This window comes from Streptomyces sp. NBC_01591 (genome assembly GCF_035918155.1).
In the GTDB taxonomy this organism is placed as follows: domain Bacteria; phylum Actinomycetota; class Actinomycetes; order Streptomycetales; family Streptomycetaceae; genus Streptomyces.
In genome coordinates this window covers 8359462-8374378 of record NZ_CP109327.1, presented here as the reverse complement: position 1 = coordinate 8374378, position 14917 = coordinate 8359462, and the positions used below count along the sequence as shown (strand labels likewise).

Genomic DNA, 14917 nt, shown 5'->3' with positions numbered 1-14917 from the left:
AACCGCAGCCCGGCCCGGTGGAAAGTTTCCACCGTATCCAGCATCCGGAAGGGCGGAGCGGCGTCCCGGACCGTGGGGCCCGGGGTGCGGTCGATGTGCGAGGCCCACGGGTCGCGCTTCCTCGGGCTTGGTGTCAGCCTGGAGTCATGGCTTGGGCGTCGTGGACGACTTGCGGTGTGTTCTCCGGGCGCGGTGGCGTGCTCACGGACGAGGTCGGTGTCCTGTCCGGGGACCTGACCGTGCACACGACTTGGGCGGACGACATGGCCCAGGTCACTGTGCAGTACACCGGTGCGATCGACTGGTTCACCATGTCGGGCAGTCCCGTACGGTGCCGTTCGGAGGAGGACAGCCGTCACCTGCACGACGCGGTGGTGCAGGCGGTCCGGGACGGGGAGGCGGCCACCGTACCCGCGCTGCCTCGCCCCGAACCGGAGCAGGCGGCGGAACCCGCCCAGGAGTGACGATCACGCGGCGGACGTCCAGGAGCGACGATCACGTCGGTGGACGTCCAGAAGGCACGACCACATCGGCGGCCCGAGCGGGGGCGGCCGGTGTCACTCCCGGGCCGAAGCCTCGCGATCCCCGCCGGAGTCGCGGAGCGCCGCGGCGACCAGCCCCGCGATCTCGCCCCTCGGCACTCCCCCGCCGCCCACCAGCCGGTCGAACACCAGGCCGTCCACACAGGCCAGCAGTGTGAGCGTGCGCCCCTCGGCGTCGGCCACGCCCTGCGCGCCCAGGAACGCCCGCACGGCTTCACGCGCCGCGTTCTCGCGCGGCACAAGAATCTCGCGCAGCTCCGGGTGGCGCACGCTCTCGACGGCGCACGCGTAGCGGGCGAGTGACCGCCGCCGCCCCACCCCGGTGAGCCGCCGCTCGACGAAGCCGGCGAGCCCGTCCGTCAGTTCGTCGGCGTCGCGCGGCGTCGCCGCCTGGTCGCTGGCCGCCTGCAGTTCCGCCTGGTCGTGCGCGACGAGTCGTCGGACGAGCGCGGTGAGCAGCGCCTGACGGGTGCGGAAGTACGCCGAGGTGGTGCCCGGAGGCAGGCCCGCAGCCCGGTCCACGGCCCGGTGGGTCAGGCCCCGCATCCCCGCCTCGGCCAGCACGCCGATGGCGGCATCGGCAAGGACGGTCCGTCGATCAGTGGTCATCACCCCTTTCTACACCTGTAGAGACGGCGTAGTACGCTCCTTCTACAGGTGTAGAAGGCCGTGGCAGGGCACGAGAGGGGACCCGGCATGGGCAACAGCGCGGTGGTTGTCGGCGGAGGCATCGGCGGGCTGGCCGCCGCGATCGGGCTGCGCCGCATCGGCTGGGAGGCGACGGTCGTCGAACGCGCCCACACCCTCGACGACGCGGGCGCGGGCATCTCGCTGCACGCGAACGGTATGCGCGCGCTGGATGCCCTCGGTGTCGGCGCGGGAGTGCGCGCGGCCGCGCGGCCCCAGTACACCGGTGGCACCCGCACCCCGGACGGACGCCTGCTGGCACGTATGGACGGAGCCGCGCTGGAGCGCGAGCTGGGGACCCCGATCGTGGGCATCCCCCGGGCCACGCTGCACCGGTTGCTGCGCGAGGCGCTGCCGCCCGGATCCCTGGTCATCGGGGCCGAGGTGACGTCCGTCGACCGATCCGACGCCTCGCGGGTGCGCCTCACCGCCGGTGACACTCTCCGCGACGCGGATCTGGTCGTGGCCGCCGACGGGATCAGCAGCCGGTTGCGCTCCCAGCTCTTCCCGGGGCACCCCGGTCCGGCCTACAGCGGCTCGACGGTGCTGCGCGCCATCACCGAGTCCCCGGTCGACCTGCGGACCGACTTCGAGCTCACCTGGGGACCGGGGGCCGAGTTCGGTCACATCGCCTTCTCGGACGGCCGGGCAGAGTGGCACGCGGTGCTCAACGCTCCCGCCGGTGTGCGCCATCCGGACCCGCTCGCCGAGGTCCGCCGCCGGTTCGGCGGCTGGCACGACCCCATTCCCGCCCTGCTGGCGGCGACCCGGCCCGATGCCGTCCTGCACCGTGACGTCAACGAGCTGGTCGCCCCGCTCCCTTCCTACGCGGTGGGCCGGGTCGCCCTGCTCGGCGATGCCGCCCACGCCATGACCCCGAATCTCGGCCAGGGGGCCTGCCAGGCACTGGAGGACGCGGCGACGCTGGCCGCCGCGCTCGCCACCGAACCCACCGTCGAGTCGGCGCTCAGCCGCTACGACGCCGAGCGCCGGCCCCGCAGCCAGTCGGTCGCCCGGGCCGCTCGGCAGGCCGGCCGGATGGGCCAGCAGCTGTCCCGTCCGGCGGCCGTCGCCCTGCGCAATACAGCGCTGCGGCTCGCACCGTCCCGCGTCACCGTCCGCACGATCCTGCGCCACGCCGACTGGACGCCCCCGCGGCTGGGCTGACCGCGGGGGCGACGGCCGGGCGGCGGCGCCGTACGTCAGTAGGCTCCGAAGACGTTGTCGATGGAGCCGTACTTGGCGGCCGCGTAGTTGCACGCTGCCGTGATGTTGGCGACGGGGTCGTAGCTGTCCATCGCGGTACCGGGCACGTGGTAGGCCCGGAACGTCGGATCGATGACCTGGAGGAGCCCCTTGGACGGCGTCCCGGCGGCGGCGTTCGAGTCCCAGTTGTTGATGGCCAGGGGGTTGCCGGAGGACTCGCGCATGATGTTGCGGTGGATGCTGGCGTAGCTGCCGGGGATGCCGTGCTTGGCCATGACGGCCAGCGACTCCTTGATCCAGCCGTCCAGATCGTTCGTGTACGTCGCGGACTGCGCGGCCGGGGCGGCGGCGCTGACGGACTGCGCCGGCGCCGCCGAGGCGGTGTGGGCACCGATCAGCGGCAGCATGAGGGCGGCTGCGCCCGTGCCCACGGCGATGAAACCCCGGGTCAGCGAGGTGGACTTACGACGACGGTACGTACCCGTTGAGGGCATGATGGATTCCTCTCCGTCGCCTGCGAGGTGAGCTGTCGGGTTCAGGCTGGAGATGCCTGGCCGCACATGGGCGCGACTTCACCCCGAGCCGTTCCGGATACCGGGATCGGCGGCTTACCTGGGTTCCCCGCTCCTGCCGTACACGAGTGGGTCGGATTGCCGGACGGCGGCAGGATTCGGCGTTCCGTCCGGATTGACGGTGACCGTAGGCGAGGAGACACGAAAGGGACAAGCCCCCAATTTTCGAATGCAATTCACCCACAAGATCAAGGCACGGGAATTTCGGTAATCCACCTCACACCGCGCGTCCCCTTTTCCTTGCCCGGAAAGGGAACCGACTCGCGCGACTCGCCGTCCAGGGCGCCGAACGTGACTCGCGCCACAAATACCCAAAAGGTGCATTTCGCGCCATGATTAAAAGCGATATTGGTGGCGAATGATCCTTTTATTAACCAAAAGATCAATTCGGGTGAATAACTCATACCGGACAGATGCCTCGCCGTGCGGGTCTCGCGCCCCCGACGCCCACCCGGCACCGGGAGGCATTGCCTTTCCCCCTCCCTGTCGTTATGGTTTCCATGTCCTGTTGTCTCCGATAGAGGTGGACGTTGCGCATCTGAGGTTCGCGAACATCGCGCCGTACGGCTCCGCCCGTACGCCCGTCACGCTGTAGCAGTGCTCCGCACTGCCCGTGACCCCGCGTGGATGCGACCTCGGTGCATGAGCCGTCCCTCGATCTTCTGGACCGCCACACCTCTGCCCCTGCCCGGTCGCTGCGTGGTGCTCGCATACGAGGCCCCCATTCACCACGTTTGCGACTGCGAGGAACACCATGGCGAGACCCACCACCCCCGGCGCCTCCCTCACCTGCTCGGCCCTGACCTTCCGGTGGCCGGACGGCACGACCGTCTTCGACGGGCTCTCCCTCAGCATCGGCCGGGGCCGCATCGGTCTCGTCGGCACCAACGGTGCGGGCAAGTCCACCCTGCTCCGACTGCTCGCCGGTCAACTGCGCCCGTCCCAGGGGTCGGTGACCGTCGGCGGCAGCCTCGCCCACCTTCCGCAGAACATCACCCTCGACACAACACTGCGGGTGGACCGGGCCCTGGGCATCGCCGAGCGGCGCGACGCGCTGCGCGCCATCGAGGCCGGCGATGTCGACGAGAAGCACTTCGAGACGATCGGCGACGACTGGGACGTCGAGGAACGGGCCCTGGCGACACTCGGCTCGCTCGGGCTGGGAGGCATTGAACTGGACCGCACCGTCGGCCAGTTGTCCGGCGGTGAGACCGTCCTGCTGCGGCTGGCCGCGCTGCTGCTGGAGCGCCCCGACGTCCTGCTCCTGGACGAGCCCACCAACAACCTCGATGTGTTCGCCCGCCGGAGGCTCTACGAGGCCGTCGACTCCTGGCGCTCGGGCGTACTGGTCGTGGTCAGCCACGACCGCGAACTGCTGGAGCGCGTGGACCGCATCGCCGAACTGCGCACCGGATCCGTGAACTGGTACGGCGGTGGCTGGTCCGCGTACGAGGAGGCCGTGGCCACCGAACAGGAGGCCGCCGGGCGGATGTTGCGGTCCGCCGAGGCCGACGTGCGCCGCCAGAAACGCGAACTGGAGGAGACCCATGTGAAGCTGGCCCGGCGGCAGCGGAACGGCAGGAGGATCGAGGCCGAGGGCAGCCTCCCGAAGATCCTGGCAGGCCGCCGGAAGCGGTCCGCGCAGGAGTCGGCGGGCAAGCTTCGCGGCGTCCACGAGGAACGTCTCAGTGAGGCACGCGAGCGCCGGGAGGAAGCCGCGGACGCGATCCGGGACGATGCCGAGATCCGTGTGAGCCTTCCCCACACGGCGGTGCCCACCGGACGCACGGTGTTGAGCCTGCACGGGTTGCGACCCCGGTTCGGCAGACTGCGCGAGGGCAGCCTCCATGTGCACGGGCCCCAGCGGATCGCGCTCGTCGGTCGCAACGGCGCCGGGAAGACGACGCTGCTGCGCACTCTCACCGGTGAACTGGCCCCGTTGTCCGGCGAGGCCCGGACCTTCGTGCCGGTGCGGTTCCTTCCGCAGCGGCTCGATGTGCTGGACGAAGAACTGAGCGTCGCGGCGAACGTGGCCCGGATGGCTCCCGGGGTCACCGACAACCACATCCGCGCCCAGCTCGCGCGCTTCCTGTTCCAGGGGAAGCGCGCGGAGCAGGCGGCAGGCACGCTGTCGGGCGGGGAACGCTTCCGGGCCGCCCTCGCGGCGACGATGCTCGCCGCGCCAGCCCCGCAGTTGCTGATGATGGACGAACCGACCAACAACCTCGACATCACCAGTGTGCGGCAGCTGACCGGTGCGCTGGAGTCCTACGAGGGGGCGCTCCTGATCGCCAGTCACGATCTGCCGTTCCTCGAATCTGTCGGCATCACCCGGTGGTTGCTGGTCGAGGAGGAGCTCCGGGAGACCACCGCACAGGAGGTGGCCGACCTGCTCGCGGCGCCGGAGCACGCGAGCCCGGCCTGATCCGCACGAGAGGCCCGAGGGGGTGTGGGCCTTCGCATGACTCCATCCGGACCGTCATGCGAGGAGGCCCACACCCCTGCCGGGATCAGAGCCTGTCGAGGATCTTGTTCATCTGTTCGATCTCGGCGGTCTGGGCCGTGATGACGGCGTCGGCGAGCTTCTTCGCGTCGGCGTTGTCACCGTTCTTCTGCTCGTCCTCGGCCATGGCGACCGCGCCCTGGTGGTGCCCGATCATGAGCTGGGCGAACTTCTTGTCGAACTCCTTGCCCTTGGCGGCCTTCAGGTCGCTCATGTCCTTGTCGGACATCATTCCGGGCATTCCTGAAGCGTCCGAGCCGTGGTCCATCCCGGGCATGTCACCCATCGAGGACGAGGACGAGGGCAGCGGCTTGCCCCACGACGTCAGCCAGCCCTTCATCGTGTTGATCTCGGGGTCCTGGGCCTTCTCGATCGCGGTGGCCAGCTTCTTGATCTCGGGGTCGGCGGCGCGGCCGTCGGCCAGCTTCGCCATCTCGATGGCCTGTTGGTGGTGCGGGATCATCTGCTGCGCGAACTTCACGTCCGCGTCGTTGAACGCGCCGCCGGGGGTGGCCGGTGCGGAGGCGCCGGCCGAGCCGTGGTTCATGCCGGGCATGGACGAACCGTCGGACTTCGAGCCGTCGGAGGAGCCGCAGGCCGTCAGGGCCAGGGCGAGTGCGGCGACGGTGCCGGCGGCCGCAACGGTGCGACGGCGGGCAGCGGAGGACAGGGAAGCTGACATCACAGGTTCTTTCCGGGTGGATGCGCCACATCCGTGGCGCGCGAAAGGGGCAGGGTCGTCCGGCCGGTCCGGCCGGTCCGGCCTCGGCGGGCCGTGGACCGGCGGATTCCTGTCACGTCCGCGCGATGCACACCTGGAGCAGCAGCTCTCTGCCGGCGAACGGCGGTCCACGCCTCGCCGGTCCGCGTACGGCGGCACGGCGCCCGGCGAGCGCCCCAACGGCCAGGAGTACCAGGCCCAGCGCCATCAGCAGCGGCAGCACCCGGTCACGGGCATGGGTGAAGATGCATGACGCGCCGTCCATCGCGGGCATGGCGGCGGCCGCGTGAGCGGATCCGTGCTCGCCCCGCATCGCAGGGTGGCCGGCATCCGCCGTCATGGACACGGGTGCGGCCGCCGTCACGGCCATCGCGTCATGACAGCCCTCCGCGGCGCTCGCCGGTGCTCCGTGCATGAGGAACAGTCCGAGCAGGACGGCACAGAGCACGAGCAGCCGGGGCGCTCCCGGTGTGCGTGTCCGTCCGCGATCCACGGCTGCCTCGAATGCTCGGTCGTACGGGTCCTGCGGTGCGTGCCCGACGATACCCCCACCGGGTTTCCCGTTCCGTAGCGCCCCGCCCCCTGCCGGACACCTTGCTCGGCTACCGTGCCCCGGAACTGCGCATCCGTACCGACCGCGGGACCTCCCCGCGCGGGGTGCACGGCAAGGAGTGGGCGATGACCACGTCGATGTCAGCGGCGACCGGCGGGCTGAAGCGCCGTCTGGGCGTGTTCGACGCCGTGGTGATCGGCCTGGGTTCGATGATCGGGGCGGGCATCTTCGTCGCACCGTCACCCGCCGCGGGCGCGGCCGGGTCCGGGCTGCTGCTGGGCCTGGGGCTGGCCGCGCTGGTGGCGTACTGCAATGCGACGTCCTCCGCCCGGCTGGCCGGCCGCTACCCGGAGTCCGGCGGCACGTATGTGTACGGTCGGGAACGCCTCGGCGAGTTCTGGGGCTACCTCGCCGGATGGGGTTTCGTCGTCGGCAAGACAGCCTCCTGCGCGGCCATGTCCTTGACCGTCGGCTCCTACGTGTGGCCCGGCCAGGAGCACGCGGTGGCCGTCGCGGCGGTGGTTGCCCTGACCGCCCTCAACTGCACCGGCGTGCACAAATCGGCCCGGCTGACCCGGGTGATCGTCGCGTTCGTCCTCGCTGTCCTCGCAGCGTTCGTCACTGCCTGTCTCGGCGGCGGTGCCGCGGAGGCCGGGCGGCTGGCCATCGGTGCGGACGCCACCGCCGGTGGTGTGCTCCAGGCTGCCGGTCTGCTGTTCTTCGCGTTCGCCGGATATGCGCGGATCGCCACGCTCGGCGAGGAGGTCCGCGATCCGCGACGCACCATCCCCCGCGCGATCCCGCTCGCGCTGGGTATCGCTTTGCTCGTCTACGGGGCCGTCATCGTCACCCTGCTCGCCGTCCTGGGGCCCGACCGTCTCGCCCACACCCCGGCCGCGGCGGCCGAGGCCGCACGCGCCGCCGGTGTTCCCGGCCTCGTGCCCGTGGTCCGAGCCGGCGCGGCCGTCGCCGCGCTCGGCTCGCTCCTCGCGCTCATCCTCGGTGTCTCACGCACCACCCTGGCCATGGCCCGCGACCGCCATCTGCCGCACGCCCTGGCCGCGGTCCACCCGCGCTTCCAGGTGCCGCACCGGGCGGAGCTCGCCGTGGGCGCCGTCGTCGCGGTCCTCGCCGCCACGACGGACGTCCGCGGGGCGATCGGCTTCTCCTCGTTCGGCGTCCTCGCGTACTACGCCATCGCCAACGCCGCCGCCTGGACGCTCGCCCCGGACGAGGGCCGTCCGCCACGGATCGTGCCGGTCGTCGGACTGGCCGGCTGTCTGCTGCTCGCCTTCGCGCTGCCGTCGGCGTCGGTCGTCTCCGGCACCGCGGTTCTCACGGCCGGTGCGCTGGCCTACGGCGTACGCAGGGTCCTCGTCCGCGCACGCCGGTAGCGGCCGTCCGGCGGACAGCGGTGTCACCTCGGCGGGTCCTCCCCGACGAGACCGTCCACCGACTCCCGGATGAGGTCGGCGTGGCCGACGTGGCGGGCGTACTCCTCGATCACGTCGATCAGGACGCGCCGCAGACTCGGGGACTCGCCGCCGGATGTGGTGTACCGGCCGATGTGCCCCGGGCCGCCGTCCGCCAGCGCCTCGGCGACCACGGCACGGGAACGCTCCACCGCACCCTGCCAGAGCGTCAGCAGTTGTTCTGGGGTGTCCTCGGCGGCCGATCGCCAGTCCCAGTCGGGGTCGGCGTCCCAGTCCACGACGTCCCACGGAGCTCCCGGTTTCCGCGCGAGCAGCAGCCGGGCGAAATGTGTGTCCTCGACGCAGGCCAGGTGCTTGAGCAGCCCGCCCAGGGTGACCGTCGAAGTGCCGAGCGTCGCTCGCAGGCCGGCTGCGTCCAGTCCCCCGCACTTTCACGCCGGAGTCGCGCGTTGGCGCTCCAGCGAACCGAGGAGGGTGGCGGTTTCGTCGCCCGCGAGCGGAGGTTCCGGGAAAACTGATGGGTCGTTGTCGCTCATGGCGAGCAGAGTACGGTCCATTGCGGACGTTCTACTTCCGGAATCGGGACCCACCTTTCCGAAGGCTGGAAGTACGAGGTGGAGGTCGTCATCGACGCCCCCGTCACCGCGGTCGCCCAATGGCTTCCGCGCAGTCCGGGGCGCCTGGAGATGGTGGGACCGGACCGCACCCGCCTCGCCCGACCACGGACGAACCGGACTGGTACGCCGAACAGCTCACGGCGGTCCGGGCGGCCTTCCGTATCGTCGCGCCGCCCGAACTGCGGGAAGCCGCCCGCGTTCTCGGCCAACGGCTGCTGCGGGCCGACACCCTGTCGCTCGATGAGGGTCACGACGACTGAACCGGTCGCCCGGTGACGGGCTCAGCGGCGGCTGTCGGCGCGCGTCCAGGCGGCGTCGCGGAGCAGGCGCAGGCCGTTGAGGCCGACGATGACGGTGGAGCCCTCGTGTCCGGCGACGCCCAGCGGGAGCGGCAGCGTACCGGCCAGGTCCCAGATGACGAGGCCGGTGATGAAGACGGCGGCGATCACCAGGTTCTGTACGACGAGTCGGCGGCACCGCCGCGAGAGCGCCACGGCGGTGGGAATGGTGGCGAGTTCGTCACGGACGACGACGGCGTCGGCGGTCTCAAGGGCGAGGTCGGAGCCGGCCCTGCCCATGGCGATGCCCGTGTGGGCCGCGGCCAGTGCCGGGGCGTCGTTCACGCCGTCCCCGACCACGAGCACCTTGCGCCCGGCGCTCTCCATCTCCTTGACCGCGTACACCTTGTCCTGCGGCAGCAGACCGGCCCGGACGTCGGCGATGCCGACCTCGGCGCCCAGACGGGCGGCGGCACGCGGGTTGTCCCCGGTGACCAGCACCGGCGTGCCGCCGGTGAGTTCGGCGAGGCGGGCGACGGTGGCCGGGGCATCGGCGCGCAGTCGGTCGGCGATGCCCAGGACGCCCACGGGCGTGCCGTCGAGTACGACGAGCGCTGCGGTGCGGCCGTCCTCCTCCAGTTGTGCGGCGATCTCGGCTGCCGCTTCGGCCTCGCCGGTACGGGCGTCCAGCAGGCGGGCCGGGCTGCCGACGGCGACCGTGCGACCGTCCACCGTGGCAGTGACTCCGGTACCCGGGGCGGAGGCGAAGTCCTCGACGGTCGGCAGGGCGAGACCGCGTGTCCGGGCGGCCGCGGTGACGGCGCGTGCGAGGGGGTGTTCGCTGGGGTGCTCAGCCGCCGCCGCCAGGGTGAGCAGGGCGTCCTCGGTCAGGTCCGAGGACGCGAGGGGGCGGATGTCGGTGACACGTGGGGTGCCTTCGGTCAGGGTGCCGGTCTTGTCGAGTGCGACGGCGTCGATCTGGCCGAGGCGCTCCATCACCACGGCGGACTTGATGAGCACCCCGTGCCGTCCGGCGTTGGCGATCGCGGACAGCAGCGGCGGCATCGTGGCCAGGACCACGGCGCACGGCGATGCCACGATCATGAAGGTCATCGCCCGGAGCAGCGTCGGCTGCAATGCCGCGCCGAAGGCCAGTGGCAGGGCGAACAGGGCGACGGTGGCGGCCACCATGCCGATCGAGTACCGCTGTTCGACCTTCTCGATGAACAGCTGGGTGGGGGCCTTCGTTCCGGAGGCCTCCTCGACCATGGCGACGATCCGGGCGATCACGGAATCGGACGGGTCGCGCTCCACCGCCACCCGCAGCGCCCCGGTGCCGTTCAGGGTTCCCGCGAAGACCTCGTCGCCGGTCTCCTTGGCCACCGGCAGCGGCTCGCCCGTGATGGTCGCCTGGTCCACCTCGCTCGCCCCGTCGAGGACCCGGCCGTCGGCCCCAACGCGCTCGCCGGGACGTACCAGGATCACGTCCCCGACCGCCAACTCCTCGGTGGGCACGGCCTCTTCGACGCTCCCGTCGCCGAGGCGGGTGGCCGCGGCGGGTGCGAGGTCGAGCAGTCCACGTACCGAGTCCGCCGTCCGTGCGGTGGCGAACGCCTCCAGAGCGCCCGAGGTGGCGAAGATGACGATCAGCAGGGCTCCGTCCAGCACCTGTCCGATCGCCGCCGCGCCGAGAGCCGCGACGACCATCAGCAGGTCGACGTCGAGCGTCTTCTTCCTGAGCGCCTTCAGTCCTTCCCAGCCCGGCTCCCAGCCGCCCGTGATGTATGTGAGCGCGTACAGCGGGCCCCACGCCCACCACGGGGCGCCGAGCAGTTGCAGGGGCAGCGCGGCCAGGAACAGCACCAGCGCGGCGGCCGCCCAGCGGGCCTCCGGAAGAGCCAGGAACCGGGTGCGCCGCCCGGCCGCGACCGCGTCCCGGACCGGACCGGTGGGCGGGGCCGGACGGGTGAGGGTGAAAGACATGGGCGGTGATCCTTCACGCGAGAAGGCGGAGTGGTTCGACCCCCGCACCATACAGGACCACATGAACACACATTCATGTGTCCATCTCCGTAGGATGAGGACATGGGCCACGGAGTTGACGCGAAGACCGCTGCCACCGCGCGCGAGCGCCTTGACGCGGTGGGGGCCACCGACGTGGCGTCCACCCTGCAGGCTCTCGCCACCCCGTCCCGGCTCCGCATTCTGGCCCGCCTCCAGGAGGGCCCCTGCCCCGCGACGGAACTGGCCGACGCGGTCGGCATGGAGCAGTCCGCCTGCTCCCACCAGTTGAGGCTGCTGCGCAACCTCGGCCTCGTCACGGGCGAGCGCCGGGGCCGCTCGGTGATCTACGCGCTGTACGACAACCACGTGGCCGAACTCCTCGACCAGGCCCTTTTCCATGTCGAGCACCTGCGCCTCGGCCTCCACGACGCCCCGGCGGAGGACGCCGCGGGGGCCGATGACACGGCGACCGCCCTGCACTGAGGTCCGGCCGGCACGATCACGCGGTGGTCGCGCGCGAGGTCCGGCACCTGCTCGTCCCACATCCCGTGGTCCAGGAAGCCGCCGTGCAGCAGCACCAGCAGCGGGCCCTGCCCGGTGTCGCGGTGGACGAGGCGGCCGTCCTCGGTCTCGAAGGAATTCAGCTCTGAGGCAGCATTCATGACAACCAAGGTGCCATCTGTTGCCCACATTGACAACCAAGGTGCCATGATGGCCGGATGACCGATATCGACCCGCCCCTGGCACCCGAGGAACTGGCCCACCGGCTCACGGAGGTCTTCGCCCTGGTCGGCCCGCTCTACCGGCGCGTGCAGCGCAAGGTGGAACAGGCCGCACCGATCGAGGGCCTGTCCGTCGGCGTGCGTGCCGTGCTGGATCTGCTGCGTGAACACGGCCCCATGACGGTCCCGCAGATGGGCCGGGCACAGGCCCTGAGCCGGCAGTTCGTGCAGCGCATGGTCAACGACGCCGCTGCAGCGCAACTTGTCGAGATCACCCCCAACCCGGCACACCAGAGGTCATCACTGGTCCGGCTGACCGGGGGCGGCAGGGCGGCGATCACCGCGGCCCTGGCCCGAGAGCAGTCCCTGCTGCGCCAGGTGGACGGGGATCTCACCGATGCCGATGTGACGGCCTGCGTACGGGTGCTCGACAGGATGCTGGACCTCTTCGACCACGTCGACGTGGACTGAGACCGCGCACGGGTCCCGCCCGGGACAGGGCGGGATCGCCGGCGGGATCGGCGCTTCCGCCACCGAGTGCGGAACCAATTCCCGCCGTTTACGCTCATGTGTGGATCTATGCCGCCAACAGTCGTGAGTCGACAGGAAGCGAGATCCCCATGGAGCGGCTCAAGAAGTCGGGAATCGCCGGGGAACTCTCTGCGGAGTTCCTCGGCACGATGATTCTCATCCTCTTCGGCTGCGGTGTCGTGGCCCAGGTCGCGGCCGGCGGTGCGCTCACCGACCCGCCGGGCGGCCTCGGGGATCACGACAGCATCGCCTGGGCATGGGGGCTCGGAGTCACCCTGGGCATCTACGTGGCGGGCCGGCTGAGCGGCGCCCACCTCAATCCTGCGGTGACTCTCTCGCTGGCCGCCTTCAAGGACTTCCCCTGGAAGAAGGTGGCTCCGTACTCGCTCGCACAGCTCGCGGGCGCCTTCATCGGGGCACTGCTGGTGCGATGGAACTACACGGAGGCACTGGCGAAGGCGGACCCCGGACACACCATCAAGACGCAGACCGTGTTCTCCACCCTGCCCGCCAACGGGAACCCCGCGCTTCCGGTCCACGAATGGGGAGCGTTCCGGGACCAGGTCATCGGCACCGCCATCCTCGTACTGCTGATCTTCGCGGTCACGGATCTCCTCAACACCCCGCCGGGCGTCAACCTCAGCCCGTTCATCGTGGGCCTCATCGTGGTGGCCATCGGCATGGCGTTCGGAACCAACGCGGGGTACGCGATCAATCCCGCCCGTGACTTCGGCCCCCGGCTCGCGAGCTTCCTCACCGGCTACGGAGGGGCGTGGCGGGACCAGTACGGGAACTTCTATTTCTGGGTGCCGATCGTGGGCCCGTTCGTCGGCGGCCTGGTGGGAGCGTTCTTCTACAAGACCTTCATCAGCCGTTTCCTGCCCTCGGCGGAAGAGGAACCGGAAGGCAGCATCCCCGTACTGCCGGAGAAGTGACGCCCGGTTCCATCACCGAGCCCGGACTCAGGAGAGGCAGCATGCCATGGCGGACTTCATCGGTGCAGTGGACCAAGGCACCACCAGCAGCCGCTTCATGATCTTCGATCACGGCGGAAACGAAGTGGCCAGACACCAGTTGGAGCACGAACAGATCCTCCCCCGCCCCGGCTGGGTGGAGCACGATCCGGTGGAGATCTGGGAACGCACCAACTCGGTGATGCAGAACGCCCTGCGCACCGGTGGTCTGAGCGGCACGGATCTCGACGCCATCGGGATCACCAACCAGCGCGAGACGACCGTCGTCTGGGACCCCCGCACCGGCCGCCCGTACTGCAACGCCATCGTCTGGCAGGACACCCGCACCGACTCGATCGCCAAGGCCCTGGAGAACGAGGGGCATGGCGAGGTCATCCGGCGCAAGTCGGGCCTTCCTCCTGCCACTTATTTCTCCGGCGGGAAGATCAAGTGGATTCTCGACAATGTCGAGGGGGTCCGCGAGGCCGCCGAGCAGGGGCACGCGGTGTTCGGGAACACGGACTGCTGGGTGTTGTGGAATCTCACCGGTGGCCCCGACGGCGGCACCCACGCCACCGATGTGACCAACGCCAGCCGGACGATGCTGATGAATCTGGAGACGCTCGACTGGGACGACGAACTGCTGGACATCTTCGGTATCCCCAGGGCGATGCTCCCGGCCATCAACGCCTCCTCCGACGCGGAGGCGTACGGCCGCACCCGCACGTCCCGCCCCCTGCGGGCCGCGGTCCCGATCACCGGGGTGCTGGGCGACCAGCAGGCGGCCACGGTGGGACAGGTGTGCTTCGAGCCGGGCGAGGCGAAGAACACGTACGGCACCGGCAACTTCCTGGTGCTCAACACCGGTACGAAGCTCATCCGGTCGCAGCACGGACTGCTCACCACGGTCGCGTACCGGTTCGGGGAGAGTCCGGCGGTCTACGCCCTGGAGGGTTCGATCGCGGTCACCGGGTCAGCGGTGCAGTGGCTGCGGGACCAGATGAAGATCATCACCGACGCGGCGGAGAGCGAACGGCTGGCCCGGTCCGTCGAGGACAACGGCGGGATGTACTTCGTGCCGGCCTTCTCGGGTCTCTTCGCTCCGTACTGGCGCTCGGACGCCCGGGGTGCCATCGTCGGCCTCGCCCGGTACAACACCAACGGCCATCTGGCGCGGGCCACTCTGGAGGCGATCTGCTACCAGAGCCGGGACGTGGTGGAGGCGATGGAGCAGGACTCCGGTGTCCATCTCGACGTGCTCAAGGTCGACGGCGGGGTCACGGCCAACGACCTCTGCATGCAGATCCAGGCCGATGTGCTCGGCGTACCCGTGAGCCGTCCGGTCGTCGCCGAGACGACCGCGCTCGGTGCCGCCTACGCGGCCGGGCTGGCCACCGGTTTCTGGCAGGACCAGGGCGAGTTGCGGGAGCACTGGCAGGAGTCGAAGCGCTGGGAGCCCAAGTGGAGCGAGGAACAGCGGGCGGAGGGGTACGCCGACTGGAAACGGGCGGTGGAGCGCACCCTCGACTGGGTCAGCGTGGATTGACGGTCCGACGCACTGTGCGGGCGTGCCCGGCCGGACATGCCCGCACAGT

Annotated in this window: 17 protein-coding genes and 1 riboswitch; of the genes, 10 read left to right on the top strand and 7 right to left on the bottom strand. The window is 70.6% G+C overall.

From position 1 onward, the window contains the following. The first annotated feature begins 146 nt into the window (after window positions 1–146). A complete protein-coding gene (locus tag OG978_RS38780; RefSeq protein WP_326769710.1) occupies window positions 147–464 on the top strand; it encodes a hypothetical protein in 318 nt (105 codons plus the stop codon). A 93-nt stretch (window positions 465–557) separates the two neighbouring features. On the opposite strand, the gene OG978_RS38775 is transcribed toward OG978_RS38780, so the two are convergent. Then, the gene (locus OG978_RS38775) at window positions 558–1151 is read right to left on the bottom strand and encodes a TetR/AcrR family transcriptional regulator (protein WP_326769709.1); all 594 of its coding nucleotides are present in this window, start codon (window positions 1149–1151) and stop codon (window positions 558–560) included. Window positions 1152–1238: 87 nt separating this feature from the next. Here OG978_RS38775 and OG978_RS38770 point away from each other — a divergent pair, with 87 nt between their 5' ends. Further along, window positions 1239–2396: an FAD-dependent monooxygenase gene (locus OG978_RS38770; RefSeq protein WP_326770289.1), complete on the top strand. Its 1158-nt coding sequence runs from the start codon at window positions 1239–1241 to the stop codon at window positions 2394–2396. Between the two features lie 35 nt (window positions 2397–2431). Here OG978_RS38770 and OG978_RS38765 read toward each other — a convergent pair whose 3' ends face one another. Continuing rightward, window positions 2432–2929: a transglycosylase SLT domain-containing protein gene (locus OG978_RS38765; protein ID WP_326769708.1), complete on the bottom strand. Its 498-nt coding sequence runs from the start codon at window positions 2927–2929 to the stop codon at window positions 2432–2434. Window positions 2930–2931: 2 nt separating this feature from the next. After that, window positions 2932–3121: riboswitch (cyclic di-AMP (ydaO/yuaA leader) on the bottom strand. Between the two features lie 640 nt (window positions 3122–3761). Between OG978_RS38765 and OG978_RS38760 the strand changes: the two genes are divergently transcribed. After that, on the top strand, window positions 3762–5432 hold the full coding sequence (locus tag OG978_RS38760; RefSeq protein WP_326769707.1) for an ABC-F family ATP-binding cassette domain-containing protein: 1671 nt from the start codon (window positions 3762–3764) through the stop codon (window positions 5430–5432). An 85-nt stretch (window positions 5433–5517) separates the two neighbouring features. On the opposite strand, the gene OG978_RS38755 is transcribed toward OG978_RS38760, so the two are convergent. Both OG978_RS38755 and OG978_RS38750 read right to left on the bottom strand, forming a co-directional pair. Beyond that, the gene (locus tag OG978_RS38755; RefSeq protein ID WP_326769706.1) at window positions 5518–6192 is read right to left on the bottom strand and encodes a DUF305 domain-containing protein; all 675 of its coding nucleotides are present in this window, start codon (window positions 6190–6192) and stop codon (window positions 5518–5520) included. Window positions 6193–6304: 112 nt separating this feature from the next. Next, window positions 6305–6679, bottom strand: a complete 375-nt coding sequence (locus tag OG978_RS38750; RefSeq protein WP_326769705.1) for a hypothetical protein — start codon at window positions 6677–6679, stop codon at window positions 6305–6307. Window positions 6680–6909: 230 nt separating this feature from the next. On the opposite strand from OG978_RS38750, the gene OG978_RS38745 reads away from it, so the two are divergent. After that, a complete protein-coding gene (locus tag OG978_RS38745; protein WP_326769704.1) occupies window positions 6910–8178 on the top strand; it encodes an APC family permease in 1269 nt (422 codons plus the stop codon). Window positions 8179–8201: 23 nt separating this feature from the next. Here OG978_RS38745 and OG978_RS38740 read toward each other — a convergent pair whose 3' ends face one another. Both OG978_RS38740 and OG978_RS38735 read right to left on the bottom strand, forming a co-directional pair. Continuing rightward, window positions 8202–8636 carry a mycothiol transferase gene (locus OG978_RS38740; RefSeq protein WP_326770288.1) on the bottom strand — a complete coding sequence of 145 codons (435 nt, stop codon included), beginning with the start codon at window positions 8634–8636 and terminating at the stop codon, window positions 8202–8204. 12 nt (window positions 8637–8648) lie between these two features. After that, complete coding sequence (locus tag OG978_RS38735; RefSeq protein ID WP_326769703.1) at window positions 8649–8774, bottom strand: hypothetical protein; 126 nt, start codon at window positions 8772–8774, stop codon at window positions 8649–8651. Window positions 8775–8872: 98 nt separating this feature from the next. On the opposite strand from OG978_RS38735, the gene OG978_RS38730 reads away from it, so the two are divergent. Further along, on the top strand, window positions 8873–9094 hold the full coding sequence (locus tag OG978_RS38730; protein WP_326769702.1) for a hypothetical protein: 222 nt from the start codon (window positions 8873–8875) through the stop codon (window positions 9092–9094). Between the two features lie 21 nt (window positions 9095–9115). Here the strand turns inward: OG978_RS38730 and OG978_RS38725 are convergent, their stop codons facing one another. After that, window positions 9116–11095 (bottom strand): heavy metal translocating P-type ATPase, encoded by a 1980-nt coding sequence (locus OG978_RS38725; RefSeq protein ID WP_326769701.1) that lies wholly within the window; start codon window positions 11093–11095, stop codon window positions 9116–9118. A gap of 102 nt (window positions 11096–11197) precedes the next feature. Here OG978_RS38725 and OG978_RS38720 point away from each other — a divergent pair, with 102 nt between their 5' ends. From OG978_RS38720 to glpK, 5 genes are all read left to right on the top strand, one after another. After that, a complete protein-coding gene (locus tag OG978_RS38720) occupies window positions 11198–11599 on the top strand; it encodes an ArsR/SmtB family transcription factor (RefSeq protein ID WP_326769700.1) in 402 nt (133 codons plus the stop codon). A gap of 23 nt (window positions 11600–11622) precedes the next feature. Next, a complete protein-coding gene (locus tag OG978_RS38715; protein WP_326769699.1) occupies window positions 11623–11766 on the top strand; it encodes a hypothetical protein in 144 nt (47 codons plus the stop codon). A 69-nt stretch (window positions 11767–11835) separates the two neighbouring features. Next, the gene (locus OG978_RS38710; protein ID WP_326769698.1) at window positions 11836–12309 is read left to right on the top strand and encodes a MarR family winged helix-turn-helix transcriptional regulator; all 474 of its coding nucleotides are present in this window, start codon (window positions 11836–11838) and stop codon (window positions 12307–12309) included. A gap of 149 nt (window positions 12310–12458) precedes the next feature. Further along, the gene (locus OG978_RS38705; RefSeq protein ID WP_326769697.1) at window positions 12459–13304 is read left to right on the top strand and encodes an MIP/aquaporin family protein; all 846 of its coding nucleotides are present in this window, start codon (window positions 12459–12461) and stop codon (window positions 13302–13304) included. Window positions 13305–13350: 46 nt separating this feature from the next. Then, entirely contained in the window at window positions 13351–14868 is a 1518-nt protein-coding gene (gene glpK / locus OG978_RS38700) for a glycerol kinase GlpK (RefSeq protein ID WP_326769696.1), read from the top strand. Window positions 14869–14917: the final 49 nt, after the last annotated feature.